At 54.1% G+C, this 17,635-nt stretch carries 12 protein-coding genes; 9 read left to right on the top strand and 3 right to left on the bottom strand.

Going from position 1 to position 17,635, the window contains the following annotated elements; translation table 11 throughout:
• Positions 1–98: 98 nt before the first annotated feature.
• From FBY04_RS21515 to FBY04_RS21500, 4 genes are all read left to right on the top strand, one after another.
• Positions 99–494 carry a DUF6124 family protein gene (locus FBY04_RS21515; RefSeq protein ID WP_145316772.1) on the top strand — a complete coding sequence of 132 codons (396 nt, stop codon included), beginning with the start codon at positions 99–101 and terminating at the stop codon, positions 492–494.
• Between the two features lie 894 nt (positions 495–1,388).
• Positions 1,389–3,368, top strand: a complete 1,980-nt coding sequence (locus tag FBY04_RS21510) for a class I SAM-dependent DNA methyltransferase (RefSeq protein WP_145316770.1) — start codon at positions 1,389–1,391, stop codon at positions 3,366–3,368.
• Entirely contained in the window at positions 3,365–4,738 is a 1,374-nt protein-coding gene (locus FBY04_RS21505; RefSeq protein ID WP_145316768.1) for a restriction endonuclease subunit S, read from the top strand. Before FBY04_RS21510 ends, FBY04_RS21505 begins: the two co-directional genes overlap by 4 nt.
• Positions 4,738–7,938: a type I restriction endonuclease subunit R gene (locus FBY04_RS21500; RefSeq protein WP_145316766.1), complete on the top strand. Its 3,201-nt coding sequence runs from the start codon at positions 4,738–4,740 to the stop codon at positions 7,936–7,938. Before FBY04_RS21505 ends, FBY04_RS21500 begins: the two co-directional genes overlap by 1 nt.
• Positions 7,939–8,249: 311 nt before the next feature.
• On the opposite strand, the gene FBY04_RS21495 is transcribed toward FBY04_RS21500, so the two are convergent.
• Both FBY04_RS21495 and FBY04_RS21490 read right to left on the bottom strand, forming a co-directional pair.
• The gene (locus tag FBY04_RS21495; RefSeq protein WP_145316764.1) at positions 8,250–9,134 is read right to left on the bottom strand and encodes an ImmA/IrrE family metallo-endopeptidase; all 885 of its coding nucleotides are present in this window, start codon (positions 9,132–9,134) and stop codon (positions 8,250–8,252) included.
• A gap of 2 nt (positions 9,135–9,136) precedes the next feature.
• Positions 9,137–9,436, bottom strand: a complete 300-nt coding sequence (locus FBY04_RS21490) for a helix-turn-helix domain-containing protein (RefSeq protein WP_178118307.1) — start codon at positions 9,434–9,436, stop codon at positions 9,137–9,139.
• Positions 9,437–9,974: 538 nt separating this feature from the next.
• Here FBY04_RS21490 and FBY04_RS21485 point away from each other — a divergent pair.
• The 5 genes from FBY04_RS21485 to FBY04_RS21465 all read left to right on the top strand — a co-directional run bounded on the left by FBY04_RS21485 (position 9,975) and on the right by FBY04_RS21465 (position 16,679).
• Entirely contained in the window at positions 9,975–11,060 is a 1,086-nt protein-coding gene (locus tag FBY04_RS21485; RefSeq protein ID WP_145316760.1) for a multiubiquitin domain-containing protein, read from the top strand.
• A complete protein-coding gene (locus tag FBY04_RS21480) occupies positions 11,057–12,454 on the top strand; it encodes a ThiF family adenylyltransferase (protein WP_145316758.1) in 1,398 nt (465 codons plus the stop codon). Before FBY04_RS21485 ends, FBY04_RS21480 begins: the two co-directional genes overlap by 4 nt.
• Complete coding sequence (locus FBY04_RS32810; RefSeq protein WP_145316756.1) at positions 12,454–12,789, top strand: DUF6527 family protein; 336 nt, start codon at positions 12,454–12,456, stop codon at positions 12,787–12,789. Before FBY04_RS21480 ends, FBY04_RS32810 begins: the two co-directional genes overlap by 1 nt.
• Positions 12,790–13,239: 450 nt before the next feature.
• Positions 13,240–15,315, top strand: coding sequence for a RecQ family ATP-dependent DNA helicase (locus FBY04_RS21470; protein ID WP_145316754.1), 2,076 nt, complete (start codon positions 13,240–13,242; stop codon positions 15,313–15,315).
• On the top strand, positions 15,315–16,679 hold the full coding sequence (locus FBY04_RS21465) for a DNA-processing protein DprA (protein WP_145316752.1): 1,365 nt from the start codon (positions 15,315–15,317) through the stop codon (positions 16,677–16,679). The genes FBY04_RS21470 and FBY04_RS21465 overlap by 1 nt, the downstream gene beginning before the upstream one ends.
• A gap of 393 nt (positions 16,680–17,072) precedes the next feature.
• On the opposite strand, the gene FBY04_RS21460 is transcribed toward FBY04_RS21465, so the two are convergent.
• Positions 17,073–17,501 carry a hypothetical protein gene (locus tag FBY04_RS21460; RefSeq protein WP_145316750.1) on the bottom strand — a complete coding sequence of 143 codons (429 nt, stop codon included), beginning with the start codon at positions 17,499–17,501 and terminating at the stop codon, positions 17,073–17,075.
• Positions 17,502–17,635: the final 134 nt, after the last annotated feature.

Genomic DNA, 17,635 nt, shown 5'->3' with positions numbered 1-17,635 from the left:
GCTTCTTCAATTCCCCGGTCCGACTAACCTGCGTACAGCTGCCACCCCTTCGTTTAGTCGGCGAAGTGGTGTCGGCATCATTCAAGGAATTGAAGATCATGTTCAAGGTAACTCCCAACCCGCCAGACACCGACCCAATCTCCCCATACGAAAGCCCCGACTCAAACAAACTCAACGAAGCCGCCGAACGCGCCCTCGACCATCACTTCCCGCCAGCCGAACCAAAACCACCGAAACGCAACGGCCAACTCTTCAGCGTCTGCCCGGGCATCAACACCGAAGCCCTCCTCGCCAACGCCTCGGAAGACCTGCTGTCCATCAGCGCCATCGCCGCCGACCTTGCCGACGATGTGGACGGTTCACGCCGCTCCGTAGCCCTGGCGCTTAGCCGCATGGCCGACGGGGTGCATTTGTTGGTGGAGCGTGCGCTGGATCATCTGGATGAACCCGAGATGGCAGCGATTTTTGCCAAGCAACAACTCCGCGTCGATTGACCTGTAGGAGCCGGCTTGCTGACGATGGCGGTGTGTCAGGCGACTTCAATGTTGATTGGTAAGCCGCTATCGCCAGCAAGCCGGCTCCTACAATGAATGTTGTCATCCGAAAAATGGGTACGCCCTCCAAATGGCATGCCCTTTTTTACCCCTGCCTCGCTGCGCGGGAAGTTTCGGGTGATTCGCCTTTCGCACTAACTGTAGGAGCCGGCTTGCTGGCGATGGCGGTGTGTCAGGCGACTTCAATGTTGATTGGTAAGCCGCTATCGCCAGCAAGCCGGCTCCTGCGAGGGTCTTGTGTAGTCTGATCCGTGGGTGACCGGCATGACCTTCGCGACCACAAAAAAATGGGCACCCAACCCAGTTGGCGTGCCCATTTTTTATTCCGCTCCCGCGCTACGCGGGAAGTCGGTCGGTGTTACGGATTAACGCTGTCTTTCAATATCTATAGAAGAAAACGTTTCATTACCATGCGAATGAGCTTTGACCCACTGTCCAAGGCCACTCCAAGGCAACGCTAAAGTATCGCGCGTGCATCCGCGTTTCAAATTGCCGCGAAAACACAAATTAATCGCATAAAGCCACCATTTCAGTACGGTTTTGAAACGCCTAGAACAACCAGGTTGGCATGCTGTTCATGATGCACGACAGCAATGACTGCAAAATTGCACTCACCTTGACTCCCCGTTTGCATTCGAGCTGACTAGTCATTTGCATTCGTTCTGACCACCGATTGCATCGGATTTGACCAGCACGCTTTATAACCATGATCGGCAGAGAGCGGCCAAAAGCGGCCCCACGCTCCGCGGCTGCCACAACCTAAGGCGGACGCTCCTGATGGGCACCCTCGGGTGTTAGACTTGCGCTTTTGCCCCTACTCCAAGGTGTTGTTGCGTGAATACGGAAAATCATTCCCAGACGGCCGCCTTTCTCTGGTCGATTGCCGACCTGCTGCGTGGTGATTTCAAGCAGTCTCAGTACGGTCGCATCATCCTGCCATTCACCCTGCTTCGGCGCATGGAGTGTGTGCTGGCGTCGACTAAGGATGCCGTGATTCGCGAGTCCTACGCCCAGGAAGGTCGCCCAGACACCGTACGTGAAATGTATATGCTGCGTGCAGCAGGCGGCCTGCAGTTCTTCAACGCTTCGCCACTGACCCTCGGCGCTGTGTCCGATACCCAGACCTCGCCCGATGTGATGAGCTACGTGCAGTCCTTCAGCAAGGACGCTCGCGAGATATTCGAACACTTCCACTTTGAAGACTTTGTTCAGCAGCTAGCCAGCGCTAACCTGCTCTATCAGGTTGTACAACGATTTGCTGCCACCGACCTGAGCCCCGAGCGCATCAGCAACTTCGGCATGGGCATCATCTTCGAAGAGCTGATCCGCAAGTTCGCCGAAAGCTCCAACGAAACTGCGGGTGAGCATTTCACCCCGCGCGATATCGTGCACCTCACCACTTCGTTGGTGATTACCGATCAAGACCACAAACTCGCGCCCAATAGCATCGTTACCATCTATGACCCAACGGCGGGTACGGGTGGATTTCTGTCCGAGGGTGATGAGTACATCCAGTCCATCAGCGAAAAAGTCAGCGTATCCCTGCACGGCCAGGAGCTGAATCCCGAGTCGTACGCCATCTGCAAAGCGGACATGCTAATCAAGGGCCAGGACGTGGCCAGCATCAAGCTCGGCAATACCCTATCTAACGACCAATTGGCCAACAAGCACTTCGACTTCATGCTCAGCAACCCGCCATTCGGCGTGGAATGGAAGAAGGTGCAAAAGCAGATCACCGACGAGTACAGACTCAAGGGTTTCGACGGCCGCTTCGGCCCCGGTCTGCCACGCGTGTCCGACGGCTCGCTGCTGTTCCTCCTGCATCTAGTCAGCAAGATGCGTGACCCGCGCGACGGTGGCTCGCGCATCGGCATTATCCTCAACGGCTCGCCGCTGTTCACCGGCGGCGCGGGGTCGGGCGAGTCGGAGATTCGCCGCTACCTACTGCAAAACGACCTGATTGAAGCCATCGTCGCGCTACCGACGGACATGTTCTACAACACCGGTATCGCCACCTACGTGTGGATTTTAAGCAACCACAAGGCCGGAGCACGCAAGGGCCTGGTACAGCTGATCGACGGCAGCCAGCACTTCGCCAAAATGCGCAAATCCCTTGGCAGCAAGCGGCAATTCATCAGCGACGAGCAGATTGACGAGCTGGTACGCCTGTATGGCCGTTTCGAGCAAACCGCGCAGAGCAAGATTTTTCCGATTGAAGCCTTTGGCTACCGGCGAATCACCGTCGAGCGCCCGCTACGCCTGAACTTCCAAACCAGTGCCGAGCGCATCGCAAAAGTGTTGGAAGATAAAGCTATTAAAAAGCTTGGCAGCACCGCCCAGCAACAGTTGATCCAGGCCCTGCAAGCGATAGAAGACAGCGTGCTGCATCGCAACCGCGAGCAGTTCACCAAGCTGCTGAAAAAGACCCTGAGCGACCAAGATGTGTTCCCCGCCACGGCGGAACTAAAAGCGCTGCTGAATGGACTGAGCGAGCGCGACCCCGAAGCGGATATCTGCAAAACCAAGGGCCAGCCTGAGCCGGACACTGCCCTGCGCGACAACGAAAACGTGCCGCTGGGCGAGTCGGTGTATGACTACTTTCAACGCGAAGTCATCCCCCACGTGCCGGACGCCTGGATCGACGAGAGCAAAACCGACGCTCAGGACAGCGAGGTCGGCCTTGTTGGTTTCGAGATTCCCTTCAATCGTCACTTCTATGTATTCCAGCCGCCGCGCCCCCTGGAAGAAATCGACCGCGACCTCAAAGCCTGTACTGACCGCATCAAGCAGATAATCGAGGGGCTTTCCACGTGAGTTTTTCTTCCTATGGGGATTACAAAGACACTGGCTTACCTGAGCTTGGAGCGGTTCCGGCGCATTGGGATGTATCCCCTTTGAAGCATATTGTGGAAGACCCAATCACTGACGGTCCTCATGAAACACCTGAGTTCATTGCTGACGGTATCCCATTCGTATCTGCAGAAGCTGTTTCGACGGGTGAGATAAATTTTTCAAAATCCCGATTTATTTCTCAGGCGGATCATGACCGCTATTCAAAAAAATACAAACCTCATAGAAACGATATTTTTATGGTGAAGTCCGGAGCTACTACCGGCGTGGTGGCTCTTGTTTCTACTGATCAGGATTTTAATATCTGGTCGCCATTGGCAGTTGTACGGTGCTCTCGGTTAGCTTTACCTCGCTACGTACTACAAGCAATGAGATCTCGTAATTTTCAAGAGAGCGTTAGGCTTAATTGGAACTATGGGACGCAGCAAAATATTGGAATGTCAGTACTCGAAAACCTACGCATTCCTTTACCTCCAATTGTTGAGCAAACCCAAATCGCCCGTTTCCTCGACTACCAAACTGCCCGCATCGATGCCCTGATCGAACAGCAGCAGCGCCTGATCGAACTGCTCAAGGAAAAGCGGCAGGCCCTGATCTCCAACGCCGTCACCAAAGGCCTCGATCCCTCAGTACCAATGAAAAACTCCGGCGTAGAGTGGCTCGGAAAAATCCCCTTCAACTGGACATTACCGAAGCTGGGGCATCTGGCGCGGGTAATAAACGGCTCAACACCTAGTCGAGATAATAACGAATATTGGAGCAACGGAGATATTCCTTGGGTAGCCTCAGGCGCATTGAACGACTACCAAATCAATTCCGCCTCCGAGTTCATTACTAAAAAAGCACTCGCCGAGTGCTCAGTAGAAATAGTCCCGCGAGGAGCAGTTTTAGTCGGGCTTGTTGGACAAGGTAAGACTCGGGGTTTGGCTGCCCTTCTAAATATTGATGCTACGATAAATCAGAATGTTTGCGCTGTTATTCCTAACTTGCAAAAAGTTTTGTCAGAGTTTCTGCACCTTTACCTTCACAGTCTTTATGAGCCTATGAGAGATTTTGGTCGTGGAGCAAATCAGGCGGCACTGAATTGCGAACTCGTTTCAGCATTGCGTATTCCTCTACCGACTCTGGAAGAGCAGTCTAAGATCATTCAATTCGTAGCACATAGGCTGAGCGTATTCCAAACCTTAGAAGCTCACGCCCAGAGCTCAATTGCTTTGATGCAAGAACGCCGTTCCGCTCTAATCTCCTCCGCCGTCACCGGCAAAATTGATGTGCGCGGCTGGCAGTCGCCGGTTAGTGCACCTTCCCGTGAATTAGAGCAAGAGGCCGTGTAATGGCGGATAGCAAGGAAGCGCAATTCCAGCAGGACATTATCGGCGCCTTGGCCGCCCTAGGATGGCTGGTGGGCACGGCCAGTGGTTACGACCGCCGCACGGCGTTGTATACCGAAGATGTACTGGGTTACTTAAAGGACGCCTGGCCGGAGCGCTGGGACAAGTTCGCCAAGGCCAACCCCAATGCCCCAGAAGAGGTTCTGGTGCAGAAGCTCGTGCGCGAACTGGAGCAGAGCGGCACCCTGGATGTGCTGCGTCATGGTTTTAAGTTGCCAGCGGTGAAGGTGGAGCTGTGCAGCTTCCAACCCGACCATGTCATGAACCCGGATACCTTGAAGCGCTACCAGTGCAATCGCCTGCGCGTGGTGCCGGAAGTAGCCTACTCTCCGCATGCACGTGAAACAGGAAGCAGCGGGCAAAGCTACAATCCTCGGTTAGATCTCGTGCTGTTCGTCAACGGCATCCCCACCGCCACGCTGGAGCTGAAAAGCGTATTCAAGCAGTCGGTCGAGAACGCCAAGCGCCAGTACCGTGACGACCGCCCGGTGAAAGACCCGCTGACGCGTAAGCCCGAGCCGCTGCTGACCTTCAAGCGTGGTGCGCTGGTGCATTTCGCCGTAGGGCAGAATGAGGTGGCGATGACTACGAAGCTGGCGGGTAAGGACACCTTCTTCCTGCCCTTTAACCTCGGCAGCGAGGAAGGCGGTGCTGGCAACCCAATGCCTGCCGACGATAGCCAGTACGCCACCGGCTACCTGTGGCAACGGCTCTTGCAGCCAGATGCCTGGCTCAAAGTACTTGGGCGCTTTCTGCACCTGGACAAAAAAACCAGCGAAGGCTTCGATGGAACACTGGTTACCAAGGAAACGATGATCTTCCCGCGTTACCACCAATGGGAAGTGGTCAACAAGCTGGTCAACACCACCCGAGCCGAAGGACCTGGCAAGCGCTATTTAATCCAACACAGCGCCGGCTCGGGCAAGTCCAACTCTATCGCCTGGACAGCACATCAACTGGCCTCGCTGTACGACGCCAACGGCCAACGCCTGTTCAACTCGGTGATTGTGGTCACCGACCGTACGGTGCTGGATAGCCAGTTGCAAAACACCATCTACCAGTTCGAGCACGCCCAGGGTGTGGTCAAGCCGATCAGTCGTGATGTCGGCAACCAAAGCAAGTCCGAACAGCTGGCTGAGGCGCTGGCTGCACAGACGCGCATCATTATCGTCACCATCCAGACTTTTCCAGCGTTGTTCGATGCCCTAGACAAGTACCCAAAACTCGCTAGCGGACGTTATGCAGTAATCGCTGACGAGGCGCATTCCTCGCAAACTGGCTCGTCGGCCAGCAAGCTGAAACAGATTCTAGGCAGCGATGCGTTGGACGCCGAGGAAGTCAGCGCCGAAGAGTTGTTGGACGCCGCAGTACAGGCGCGCCAACCGAATGAGCGCATCAGTTACTACGCCTTCACCGCCACGCCCAAGGCCAAGACTCTGGAGCTGTTCGGTCGCCCGACCGACCTCACGCTGCCGGCCAGTTCCAGCAACAAGCCGGAGGCTTTTCATCTGTATTCCATGCGCCAGGCTATCGAGGAGGGTTTCATTCTCGACGTGCTTCGTAACTACACCACTTACAGCACGGCCTGGAAAATCGCCCACCCGGATGGCGAAGACGAAGAGGTAGACAGCAAGAAGGCGCGCATCAAGCTAGCGCGCTGGGTGCGCTTGCATCCATACAACATCAGTCAAAAGGTTGAAGTGATCGTCGAACACTTCCGCGCCAATATCCGCAATCTACTCAATGGCCAGGCAAAGGCTATGGTGGTGACCAGCAGCCGCCAAGAAGCTGTGCGTTACCAGTTGGCAGTGAAAGCCTATGTACAGCAGATGGGTTACAACGATGTACACCCGCTGGTGGCGTTCTCCGGCAGCGTGCTACCGGATGAGGTAATCCCCGAAGAAGTGACGGAAAACAGCAACCTGATCAACCCCGGCCTGAATGGTCGTGACCTGGCGATGGCGTTCGACACCCAAGACTTCAACGTAATGATCGCGGCCAACAAGTATCAGACCGGCTTCGATCAGCCCAAGCTGTGTGCAATGTACGTGGACAAGAAGCTGCAAGGCGTGGACTGTGTGCAGACCCTGTCGCGGCTGAACCGCACTTTCGGTGACAGCAAGGAAACCTTCATCCTCGACTTCTTCAACGAGCCGCAGGATATTCTCGACGCCTTCTTGCCGTACTACACCAAGGCTGAGCTGACCGATGTAACCGACCCGCTGATCATCTATGACCTGCAGAAGAAGCTGGATGCCGAGGGGATCTATCACTGGCAGGAGGTCGAGGCGTTCGCCACGGCCTTCTTCGACCCGAAGGCGGCGGCCAGCAAGCTCAGCTACTACTGCACTCCGGCAAAGGAGCGCTTTGCCAAGCGCTACGCCTTCTCAATGGAGTCGCGCGAGCAAGCGCTGGATTACAAGCGGAAAGCCGAAGCCAATGGCGACAGCGCTGGCTTGAAAAAAGCCGAACACGCGGTGAAAGAGGCCGGCGAGCAGGTAGATCAACTAGACCTGTTCCGCAAGAACCTGCAGAGCTTTGTGCGCCTGTACGAATTCCTCTCACAAATCGTGCCCTATGAGGACCGCGAGTTGGAGCAGCTCTGCGTGTACGCCAAGCACCTGTATCCTCTGCTACGTGTGGATCGCCTGCAACAAGACGACGTGGACGTGGGCGAGCTGCAGCTGAGCCACTACCGCCTGAGCAAGCGCGCTGAACACCAGATACGACTGAACGAGGAAGGTGGCGAATACACCCTCAAACCTGGCAGTGATGTGGGTAGCGGCAAGCCCCATGACCCGGAAAAGAAGCGCTTGTCGGAAATCATCGAGGCGCTGAACGATATCTTCGGTGCCGAGGTGAGCGATGACGACCAGCTGCAGTTCCTCACCGGCATCGCACAACGCATTAGCCGCCAAGAAGATGTGATGGCGCAGGTGAATAATCACTCGGTGGATCAAGTAATGCACGGCCTGTTCCCCAAGCGTGTTCTGGACACCGTACTGGATGCAATGACCGACCACGAGAAGCTGTCGCTGGAAGTGCTGGATAACGAGACCAAGAGCCGTGCTTTTGCCTTGGTGATTTTGAAGATGCTGAAATCGGCAGCCGTTCTCGATGAATCCGGCTTGCGCGATGCCTGAAACATTATAATCGCATCAACGAAATAGGCGCCGACATCTACTTTTTGCCGATTTCTGCCCTTCGTCACCGACAGCAATCGGCCGATTGTGTTGAAAAAGTCGGCCATGGTTTGCGCATCAGAAAAGTACGCGTCCGAGATTGAAATCTTTACTTTTGGCAGAGGCTTCCGGACTCGGATTTCACGTAGCAGCGTGCAAAAAAGGCATCTTCACCAGTCAATGATCAGGCAGTTTGGGCAGACCGACTTTTTCAACAGAATCGGCCAATAGCGGTCAATCCGTTAACGATAGCTGGGACAACTGAGCCAGGGTCACCGAAAGCTCATATTACCGGTAAGTGGGGAGAGAAGGTCCTCGTCCTCAACTTCAGTGCGATCATTATCCGGCAGAATCAAGATACCGAGCGTGTAGTCAAACCCATCGCCTTTAACCACGAAAGCATGCTCCACGATTTCTAGACCCTCAGGCTCTGACGGAAACCAAACCCTGGCGTCAATTCTTGCGACTTGCCCCGAGGCCAAACGAGTAGCGTGTGAAAGCAATGAGGATGCAGGCACTTCAATGGTTTGCTTCGTTGTAGCGAAATACGCTCCGGATTTGAAAGCACGTTCATTGGAGGATGACCAGTCGAGAAAGCCCTCCTTCGCTGAGAAAACAATCACACGCCCCGGCGCAAGCTCTCGCCACTTTAATGCTGCGGCAGTAAGAGATACGTCGTAGCGGTCTGCGCAATGTCTGAGAAGCTCTATAGAAAGCTCATGGCCGTCGATCTGGTTTCGAAAATCGTCGGCCGGCATCAGCAGATACGAAGCAAAGACATCGGCTTCCATTTCGATTTTCTTCCCGAGTGCATCCCAAGTGTGCATATCCCTCTGCACACACCGGAAGTCTTGCTGTAGGTCACGGTGAAGGATGTAGTGAGCGAACTCATGAGCAATCGTAAAATTGATGCGCCCTGAGGAAGCACCATCCTCGTTGACGCCGATGATCCATTGATCGCCCTTGGGACTTTTCTTCAGCATTCCCTCGAAATTGGGAATCGGTACCGGCCTAATGGAGGTTATGGGCTCCTGAGGGCATACGGCCTTTGAGTACTCCAGCGCGACGTCTCGTACCTTGACCGGAAATTGGTCGACCCCGAGTGTGCGAAGGACAGTGGTGATTTTGTTCGCCTCGCTCTTCGGGCTCTTGCGCATCTTCAGTCCTCCCACCAATCGTCCACAATCTTGCGAAGGCGTTTTTTGTCCGCTTCTTCAAGCGCCTGATACTTCCTGAAAAAAGCGCTGTCGGTCTCCGCCTCGGGATTTTCAGTAGAACTTCCCAGCAGCATTTCCGTCGTGATGTTCAGTGCGAGCGCAATCTTGTTCACTTTGTCCAGTGAGGGGTTTGGCTTGTCCCGGTTCTCAAGCTCCCACAGGTAACTTTTGCTGGATTCGGTCAGCTCCGCTAAGCGATCCAAAGATATACCCAGTTCTCGCCTCCGGGCGGCGATTTTCATTCCAAGGCTAGATGCCAACGTTCCTACCTCCCTAAGTCGTTTAGTCAGTGTACCACTGTACCGAACAATTAAAACCCTCTTGACAGGGTGTTAAGTTCAGGCGCAGAGTTCAGTCATCGTTCGGTACAGACACACTCAACCGTTCGTTTTACAGGACCTCATCAGATACAGCCGCCCGCGGCGACTGCCTGGTTCTAGCTCGTTCACTAACAACTGAATGGCAGCGTGGCTCGGCCAAATAATGAGATTAGGCCTTTTGGGAGCTGGAAGGTAACACCGCGACTAATGGGCGAAAGACTAAACGGCGAAAAAGGAAGGGGGTTGCCTAGCGAAGAAAAAACGTAACGCTCTAACGAAATGGGGGGTGCTGGGAAACGCAACTGCAATTGCGTCCCAGCAAGTGCATGAAGTATGCAAGCACAGATTCAGTATCTTCATGCGCCATCGGGCAGTCAAGGCTGCTCGGTGCTCTGACATACCTAAAAAGCCCGTCAGGGCACCTAATCGCGTTTCCAAGTGAGCGCGTGGAGATACTGTTATGAACGAAATAAACCAGAAACACATTTTCATCGCAGGCTTGGATCTGGAATTCAAACCGGTGCTCATCAATGACGGCACCCCGATAGGCACACAGATTGCGCGTGCTGGTGGCTTTAGCCCAGATCAGATGGCAATAGTTCTGCAGGCGCTGCCATCCGGTGTGTTTGAAAACATCCGCCCTGACGAGATCGTTAATTTGGTTGAAACGTCCCGTCGCTTCATCGTCGCAGAGTCTGATCGCACGTATTTCTTGGCTGTTGATGGGCAGCGCTACGAGTGGCCATGTCGGATCATCAACGGGAGCACCATCCGCAAGTTGGCGCAGGTTGCTGAGAACATGCGTCTCCTGCAGCAACTCGAAGACGAACCGGATCGCGAACTCGCAGACACGGAAACAATCAATCTGGGCGATGAGGGCATCGAGCGCTTTGTGAGCCGTAAAGCTACCTGGAAGCTCAAGGTGCAGGGTGTGCCGCTTGAGTTCGACAAGTATGAAGTGACTGTTCGTGAAGCGGCTCAACGTGCCGGGATCGATCTCTCGCTCCATTGGAAAATCACCCTTACCGTCCAAGGCCACAATTCGCAAGACGTGGCCATTGACGACACCATCGACCTTCGTACCCCAGGCATCGAGAAACTGCGGTTCACTCCAAAAGATGTCGGCAACGGTGAAGCTGCTGCAGCTCCCCGCCGTGTTTTCAACTTGCTGCCGCTGGACGTGGCCTACCTCAATCAGTTGGGGCTGCGTTGGGAAACCTGCATTGGCACGGACGGCCTGCGCTACTTGTTGATCCATGACTTTGAGTTGCCAGCCGGGTACAGCCATCGACATGTTCAGCTCGCGCTGCAGGTTTTGCCAGGTTATCCAGTGGAGCCGTTGGACAGCTTTTATATCTATCCGCACGTGTCGCTGATGTCAGGCGTGCTACCTCCGAATGTGCAACTGACTGCACAGATTGATGGTGTTGTTTTTCAGGGATGGTCTCGCCACCGCACCATCACGCCCTGGAACCCGCAAGCCGACAACGTCATCTCCCAAATGGCACTTGTTGAAGGCTGCCTTCACAAGGAGGTTGGCCAATGAAAACCGGGGCGACGTTCGTCATGACCGAAGCCCTGCACACCGCACTCCGGGAGCATCTGTTCCCGGGGGACGGTTTGGAAGCAGCGGCAATTGTTCTTTGCACTCGCTATGAAGGCAAACGCACCAAGCTGATCGCAAAATCCATGATCTCGGTACCGTATGATGTATGCGAGAGAAGGGGAGACTTTTTGCGTTGGCCTGGCGACTACCTTGAGCGGGCGATCAGTGAGAGTGAAGCAGCCCAGTTGTCGATTATGCTTATCCACTCTCATCCAGGCGGCTTCTTGGGCTTTTCGGAGCTGGATGACGAAAGCGATCGTATAACGATGCGCTCGCTTTTCGCTGGTGTAGAGGTGATCCATGGTTCTGCCATCATGATTCCTGATGGCACCATTGCGGCCCGGCTCTACGATGCTTCGCAGTGTCCTACCGATATTGCACTGGTCTCGGTGATAGGGGATGACATCCGCTTGTACTTCAACGGCATTGATGGCTGTGCACTCATCGACGGTAAGTCCAGAGTGCCCTTGGCTTTCACAAGCGAGATGACGCAGGCGCTCTCGAAGCTCAGCGTGGCGGTGATTGGGGTTTCCGGTACTGGCTCTGTTGTTGCCGAGCAAGTCACACGGTTGGGCTTTGGCGAGATCATCCTGATCGACCACGATCGGGTTGAGCCGCGAAATCTCAACAGGATATTGAACAGCACGACGGCTGACGCCGAGTCTTCAGCCTTTAAGGTAGAGATGTTCGCCGATGCCATCGAGCGTGTCCGGGGTAAAGGGGTCGCATACCCAGTTTCCAAGTCGGTGGGCACGCGTGAGGCAGTATTGGCTGCCGCCGATGCAGACATCCTGTTCTGCTGTGTAGATACGCGGTTTGCCAGGATGATCGCCGATAGACTAGCCAGCCGTTTTCTCATCCCACTCTTCGATGTAGGCGTGTTGATTCCTACCATGAAGGTTGAGGCCGTGGGCATGACGATTGCCGGCGTTTATGGCCGCATCGACTACGTGAAACCTGGTGGCGCCTCGCTCGCCGATCGTGAGGTCTATACCGGCGAGTCGCTTCGCGCGGAAAGCCTGCGAGCTGCAAACCCTGAGGTATATCAACAACAGCTTCAGCACGGATACATCCAAGGCTTTCACGAAGAAGCTCCCGCCGTGATCTCGCTGAACATGTTGGCGGCATCAACCTGTGTGATGGAGTTCCTCGCTCGCGCATTCCCAATGCGGGAGGAATCAAACGCCAATTACGCGCGTACTTTGATCAAGTTCAGGGAGGCGGAACAGGAATTTACCGCAGAGAGCGGCTTTCGGCACACTCCAGATTCTGGGCTTGCGCTGGGAGCGGCAGAGCCTCTTCTTGGTATCGCTGACCTTTCGGGTGGCTTCTAATGTTCCGCGCAAGCAAGAGACGTCTCTATCGTTGGATCGATAGCCTGCTTCCCGCACGAGGGTTGCGGGTTGTCGAGGGGGACGTGCTCCCTAAGCAGATGCCGTTTCGCGAGCTGGTTCTTGTCAGGGATGGCTCCGAGGATTGGTGCGTAGGTTTCAAATGCCCCTGTGGATGCGGTAGGACAATAGAGCTGTTGTTGCCCCAGGATGTAAAACCAAGATGGACATGCAGCATAGATCTACTGGGACGTCCGTCACTGCATCCTTCCGTCTGGCTGAAGAGCGGGTGCGAATCGCACTTTTGGGTGAGAGGCGGCAGGATTATATGGGTATGATTTGCTGTCTCTTTACGCCCAAGGGTAATTTCGTTTCCGCCGCCGGTGTTTTAGGGAAACCTCGGATAGTGCCCCTAGAGCGTGGTCGTCAACTGAGATCTCTGTCTCCTTCCACTTTCTGCGCGTGTGACCGCCGGTTTTGGTTTCATTTCGGCCCTTCGTGACGCGCAGAAAGTGTTCAAAAGGTGACTCCAGTCGAAAGCACTCGTCACGGTGAAGTATCGCATTCGTGACGAAGTACGCCTGTGCAAAAACGCCGCTTCAAAAGTTGACCTACTTCGCCCGATACGCTCTGGTAGGGTATGCGGGGCGGCGAGGGTTCCAGGCATTCAACCGTTGTGAGTAAACAGTTCCAAATGAGTAATCAGTAGGGTGTCGTAGATGACGCATCTCGAACCTTGCTCAATGGATCAGGAATTACCCAAGTGACAGTAAAAGGAGAGCAATACCATGGAATATAATGCGGCGCGTGCTCTGGAGCTCCTACGTTTAGGTTCGGGGCGACTCGATGCCACCTTCCGGGAAGGCCAAGAAGAAGCTATACGCCACATTGTTGAGGGTAAGGGGCGTTTGTTAGTCGTTCAGAAAACCGGTTGGGGAAAGAGCTTCGTATATTTCATTGCTACGAGGCTGCTAAGAGAAGCTGGTGCTGGACCCGCGTTATTGATCTCGCCATTGCTGGCTCTGATGCGAAATCAGGTAGTAGCGGCAGAGCGAATGGGAGTCCGAGCGGCCACGATTAACTCAGACAACACGGAAGACTGGGCAAAAATTGAGCGCCAGCTTGTTGGCGGTAGCATTGATATCCTCCTGATTTCACCCGAACGCCTCGCTAATGAGCGTTTCCGTACCCAGGTCTTGGCGCTTATCGCTGCGCAAATCTCCCTCCTAGTTATCGATGAGGCGCATTGCATCTCCGATTGGGGGCATGACTTCCGTCCACACTATCGATTGCTGGAGCGGATGGTCAAAATTATGCCTCCCAACCTTCGCTTGCTTGCTACCACCGCTACCGCGAACAATCGGGTTATGGAAGACTTAAAGGCGGTGCTTGGTCCCAACATCGAGGTTGTCTGTGGAGACCTAAATCGTGCATCGCTTGCGTTACAGACAATCTGCCTTCCTCGTCAGGAAGAGCGTCTTGCATGGCTTGCTGAGCGATTGGCCGCATTGGATGGGCACGGCATAATTTACACATTGACCGTGCGAGATGCCCTCCTAGTGACGGGATGGTTGAAATCTCGCGGCTTTATCGTCGAAGCCTATACAGGGCAGACTGGCGATCGTCGGGAGGAATTTGAGCAAGCCCTGTCTAACAACGAAGTTAAGGCTCTTGTCGCCACCCAGGCATTAGGTATGGGTTACGACAAGCCCGATCTGGCGTTTGTGATCCATTACCAAATGCCAGGTTCTGTGGTCGCCTATTACCAGCAAGTTGGTCGTGCGGGGCGTGCGTTGAATGCTGCGTACGGTGTACTGCTCAGTGGAGAGGAGGAGACTGAAATCACCGACTGGTTTATTCGTAGCGCTTTTCCAACGCAAGAGGAGGTCGCTGAAATTCTAGGAGCGCTTGAAAATGCACCTGGTGGCTTGTCTGTTCCGGAGATACTCAGCGAAGTCAATTTGAGTAAGGGACGGGTCGAAAAAACTGTGGCGTTGCTTTCACTGGAAGCTCCAGCACCTATCGCGAAGCAGGGTGCTAAGTGGCAACTTACAGCGGCAAGCCTGAACCAAGGTTTTTGGGATCGCGCGGAGCGGCTTACCGCACTGCGACAGGACGAACACCAACAGATGAAGGACTATGTCAGGTTACCATTCGGCGAACATATGGCGTTTTTGATTGATGCGTTGGATGGAGTTCCTGGCACGGTCAACAGGCCAGCTTTACCCCCACTGCCTAGTGCGGTGAATCCTGACCTCGTCAAAGCTGCGGTCGCCTTCCTGCGGCGTACGAGTCTCCACATTGAGCCTCGCAAAAAGTGGCCTGACGGAGGGATGCCATTGTATGGCGTAAGGGGGCTGATTCCTGCCAATCGTCAAGCGAGTCCCGGTAAAGCTCTTTGTGTATGGGGAGACGCTGGCTGGGGCAGCATTGTGCGAGATAACAGATATCTTCACGGCTATTTTTCCGATGAACTCGTTCAGGCATGTGTCGAAATGATTAAAAGCTGGGGGCCAAATCCTGCACCAGAATGGGTTGCTGCAATTCCGTCTCTGAAGCACCCAGAGATCGTACCCAATTTTGCGAAAAGACTAGCCAGCGCGTTAGGTCTACCGTTTTACAATGTCCTCGCGAAGACGGAAGACAGGCCAGAGCAAAAAACCATGGCAAACTCTACTCAGCAGGCCCGCAACATTGATGGGTCTCTTAAAATCGATCAGATAATTCCCAAGGGACCGGTGCTTTTGGTTGACGACATCGTCAACTCTCGATGGACTCTAACTGTCGCAGCCTGGCTGTTACGAGACGCCGGTTGCGATGAAGTTTGGCCGATGGCCCTTTCACTAACTGGCCACGATGAATGATGTCTCTTTCACCCAATACGCAGGCGATACTGCTGCTCACTGCACCGCTAATTGTTGGGCGTGGTGTGCAATCACCAGACTTACTATCACCGGCAGAATATAAGCGTTTAGCTAGTCATTTACATCAAATCCAGAAGCAGCCTGCCGATCTTCTTACTGCAGAGTCCACTGAGATTCTTCGTCTATGTCGGCCAGTTGCTGATGAAAGTCGACTACAACGCTTGTTAGGGCGGGGCTTCTTGTTGAGCCAGGTAGTCGAGAGGTGGCAGGCGCGGGCTATCTGGGTCATCAGTCGTGCTGACCCAGAGTATCCGCGACGCCTTAAAGCTCGTCTTCGTTCTGATGCACCAGCAGTACTCTACGGATGTGGTGACATTTCTCTACTTGAAACTGGTGGGCTCGCTGTCGTCGGGTCGAGAAAAATTGACGATGCATTGGTCGACTACACCATGTTCATAGGCCGGCTAGCAGCTAGTGCCAACAGAACGCTTATCTCAGGAGGGGCCAAGGGGGTTGATCTGGCTGCTATGCGGGGTGCATTGCAGTCGGGTGGCAAGGTTATTGGTGTTCTCGCGGAAAACTTAGAGCGAACGGCTATGAGCCGCGAGGAAAGAAACTCCCTGCGTGATGGTAATTTAGTTCTCGTTTCTGCATATGATCCTAATGCTGGGTTCAACGTCGGTCATGCTATGCAGCGTAATAAACTCATTTATGCGCTTGCCGATGCATCCTTGGTAGTTAACACGGACCTTAATAAAGGCGGGACGTGGGCTGGTGCTGTGGAGCAACTGGATAAGCTGCAATATGTGCCTGTATTTATTCGGTCGACGGGTGCCCCCTCGGCCGGCCTTGATGCTCTGGGTGGTCGGGGGGCGACACTCTGGCCGAACCCTCGGGATGCCGAATCTCTTAACCAAATATTCGCTATCAAGGTTTCTATTTCTGAGGTGCCTCAGCAGCCAGGACTCTCATTGTCGTCCTCTGATGAAATTGAAAATGCGCCGAATCCTCGGGCGACGACGGAGCCGCGCACATCGCTTGAGGTGTCGCATGAGCCCTTGACACCTGAAAGTTCAAGAACTGACAGAAGCGCAGTGGAGCCTAAACTTAACGTAATTGCTGAAGCAGTAATGCCAGCCCCCGAAGTGGAACTGAATCACGCGGACTTACTTTTTGCGACTGTTAGAGACCTGATTAAAAAACTACTAAAGACGCCGACTAAAGACGCTGATATCGCCGCAGCCTTAAATGTAACAAGCGGTCAAGTTAAAGTATGGCTTCAACGTCTCGTTGACGAAGGTGTAATCGAAAAACAGAAGAAACCTGTAGGTTACGTCGTTAAACATTCGGAGTTATTCAAGTAGTGGTACAGGCGTTGTCGCCCGCAGTGAAGCTGGTGGATCAGCTCTATCTCTTCGAAGAGGCCATACTCCGCACCTACGATCCTTTTTTTTGTGTAGGGCCAAAGCACCAGTCCTCAGTTTATGGCACGGCATCTTGCCAAAGGCCGTATCGTCATCCTAGACCGGAGACGCCTGTGAATCAGCCTGAATACGCGAGCTCATCGCAACGCCGGTCGGCATGGTCTAGGGAGCGTGGCAAGGCAGAGAAAACTGGTATCTGTGTTACCAGATCCCTTAGGTCAAGGGACGTTTGGCTGATCGTCGCCCGCGGTGATCTCCCGGATGGTGCGGGAGACCACATGCGCAAGTAGATTTAACGCTCTGCAGGCTTTGGTGGGCAGGCCCCTACAAAGATTAAGCGACGAGCTTCAGCCGAGGGAACATGGCCACAAAGTCATCTGGGATGGTGGAAAGTATGTCAGCAACCTTGTCCCGTGGAAGCTTGGCTACCAACATGGTCTCAAGTTTCTCAACTCGCTGCCGGACTGAAACCCCACGATCCCACTGAGTGGCATATCTCTTGGCTGCCACCTTCTGCTCTATGAGAACAAGGTAACGATTACTGTCGTAGGTGTACCGCATCATCACTTTGACAGGACGCTCGTCTTCGTCGTTTTCCAGAAACGTAATCTCAAACACCATGCCCCCCAACGTCTTACGGGTCGCTGAATCGACATATGCGTCTTCAAACACGTTGTCGATGAGATCGCTAGGCTGAACGCCTCGACTGATGTGAAGAGCCGTCAGTTCGTCAACAAGTGATTTGATAGATTCGAGGCTCATCTCAATATTTTCCTCAGTTCAGCGATGACTACTTCAACGTGAATCGCCCCTAGTTTCGTAGACACCTCCAAGCCTTAAAATGAGGCCCATTAGGAGGTGCCATGAGCAACCAGCGTTATCCCGAAGAATTCAAA

Source organism: Pseudomonas sp. SJZ080 (assembly GCF_007828295.1).
In the GTDB taxonomy this organism is placed as follows: Bacteria; Pseudomonadota; Gammaproteobacteria; order Pseudomonadales; family Pseudomonadaceae; genus Aquipseudomonas; species Aquipseudomonas migulae_A.
Note: the sequence above shows the minus strand (reverse complement) of the source record. Positions and strands in the feature narration are given on the sequence as shown.

Bases quoted from the DNA above. Each gene is read 5' to 3' on its own strand.
- FBY04_RS21465 (WP_145316752.1), top strand. From the start codon at position 15,315: ATGTCTCTTTCACCCAATACGCAGGCGATACTGCTGCTCACTGCACCG.
- FBY04_RS32810 (WP_145316756.1), top strand. From the start codon at position 12,454: ATGTTCCGCGCAAGCAAGAGACGTCTCTATCGTTGGATCGATAGCCTG.
- FBY04_RS21460 (WP_145316750.1), bottom strand. From the start codon at position 17,501: ATGAGCCTCGAATCTATCAAATCACTTGTTGACGAACTGACGGCTCTT.
- FBY04_RS21515 (WP_145316772.1), top strand. From the start codon at position 99: ATGTTCAAGGTAACTCCCAACCCGCCAGACACCGACCCAATCTCCCCA.
- FBY04_RS21500 (WP_145316766.1), top strand. From the start codon at position 4,738: ATGGCGGATAGCAAGGAAGCGCAATTCCAGCAGGACATTATCGGCGCC.
- FBY04_RS21490 (WP_178118307.1), bottom strand. From the start codon at position 9,436: ATGAAAATCGCCGCCCGGAGGCGAGAACTGGGTATATCTTTGGATCGC.
- FBY04_RS21480 (WP_145316758.1), top strand. From the start codon at position 11,057: ATGAAAACCGGGGCGACGTTCGTCATGACCGAAGCCCTGCACACCGCA.
- FBY04_RS21485 (WP_145316760.1), top strand. From the start codon at position 9,975: ATGAACGAAATAAACCAGAAACACATTTTCATCGCAGGCTTGGATCTG.
- FBY04_RS21495 (WP_145316764.1), bottom strand. From the start codon at position 9,134: ATGCGCAAGAGCCCGAAGAGCGAGGCGAACAAAATCACCACTGTCCTT.
- FBY04_RS21470 (WP_145316754.1), top strand. From the start codon at position 13,240: ATGGAATATAATGCGGCGCGTGCTCTGGAGCTCCTACGTTTAGGTTCG.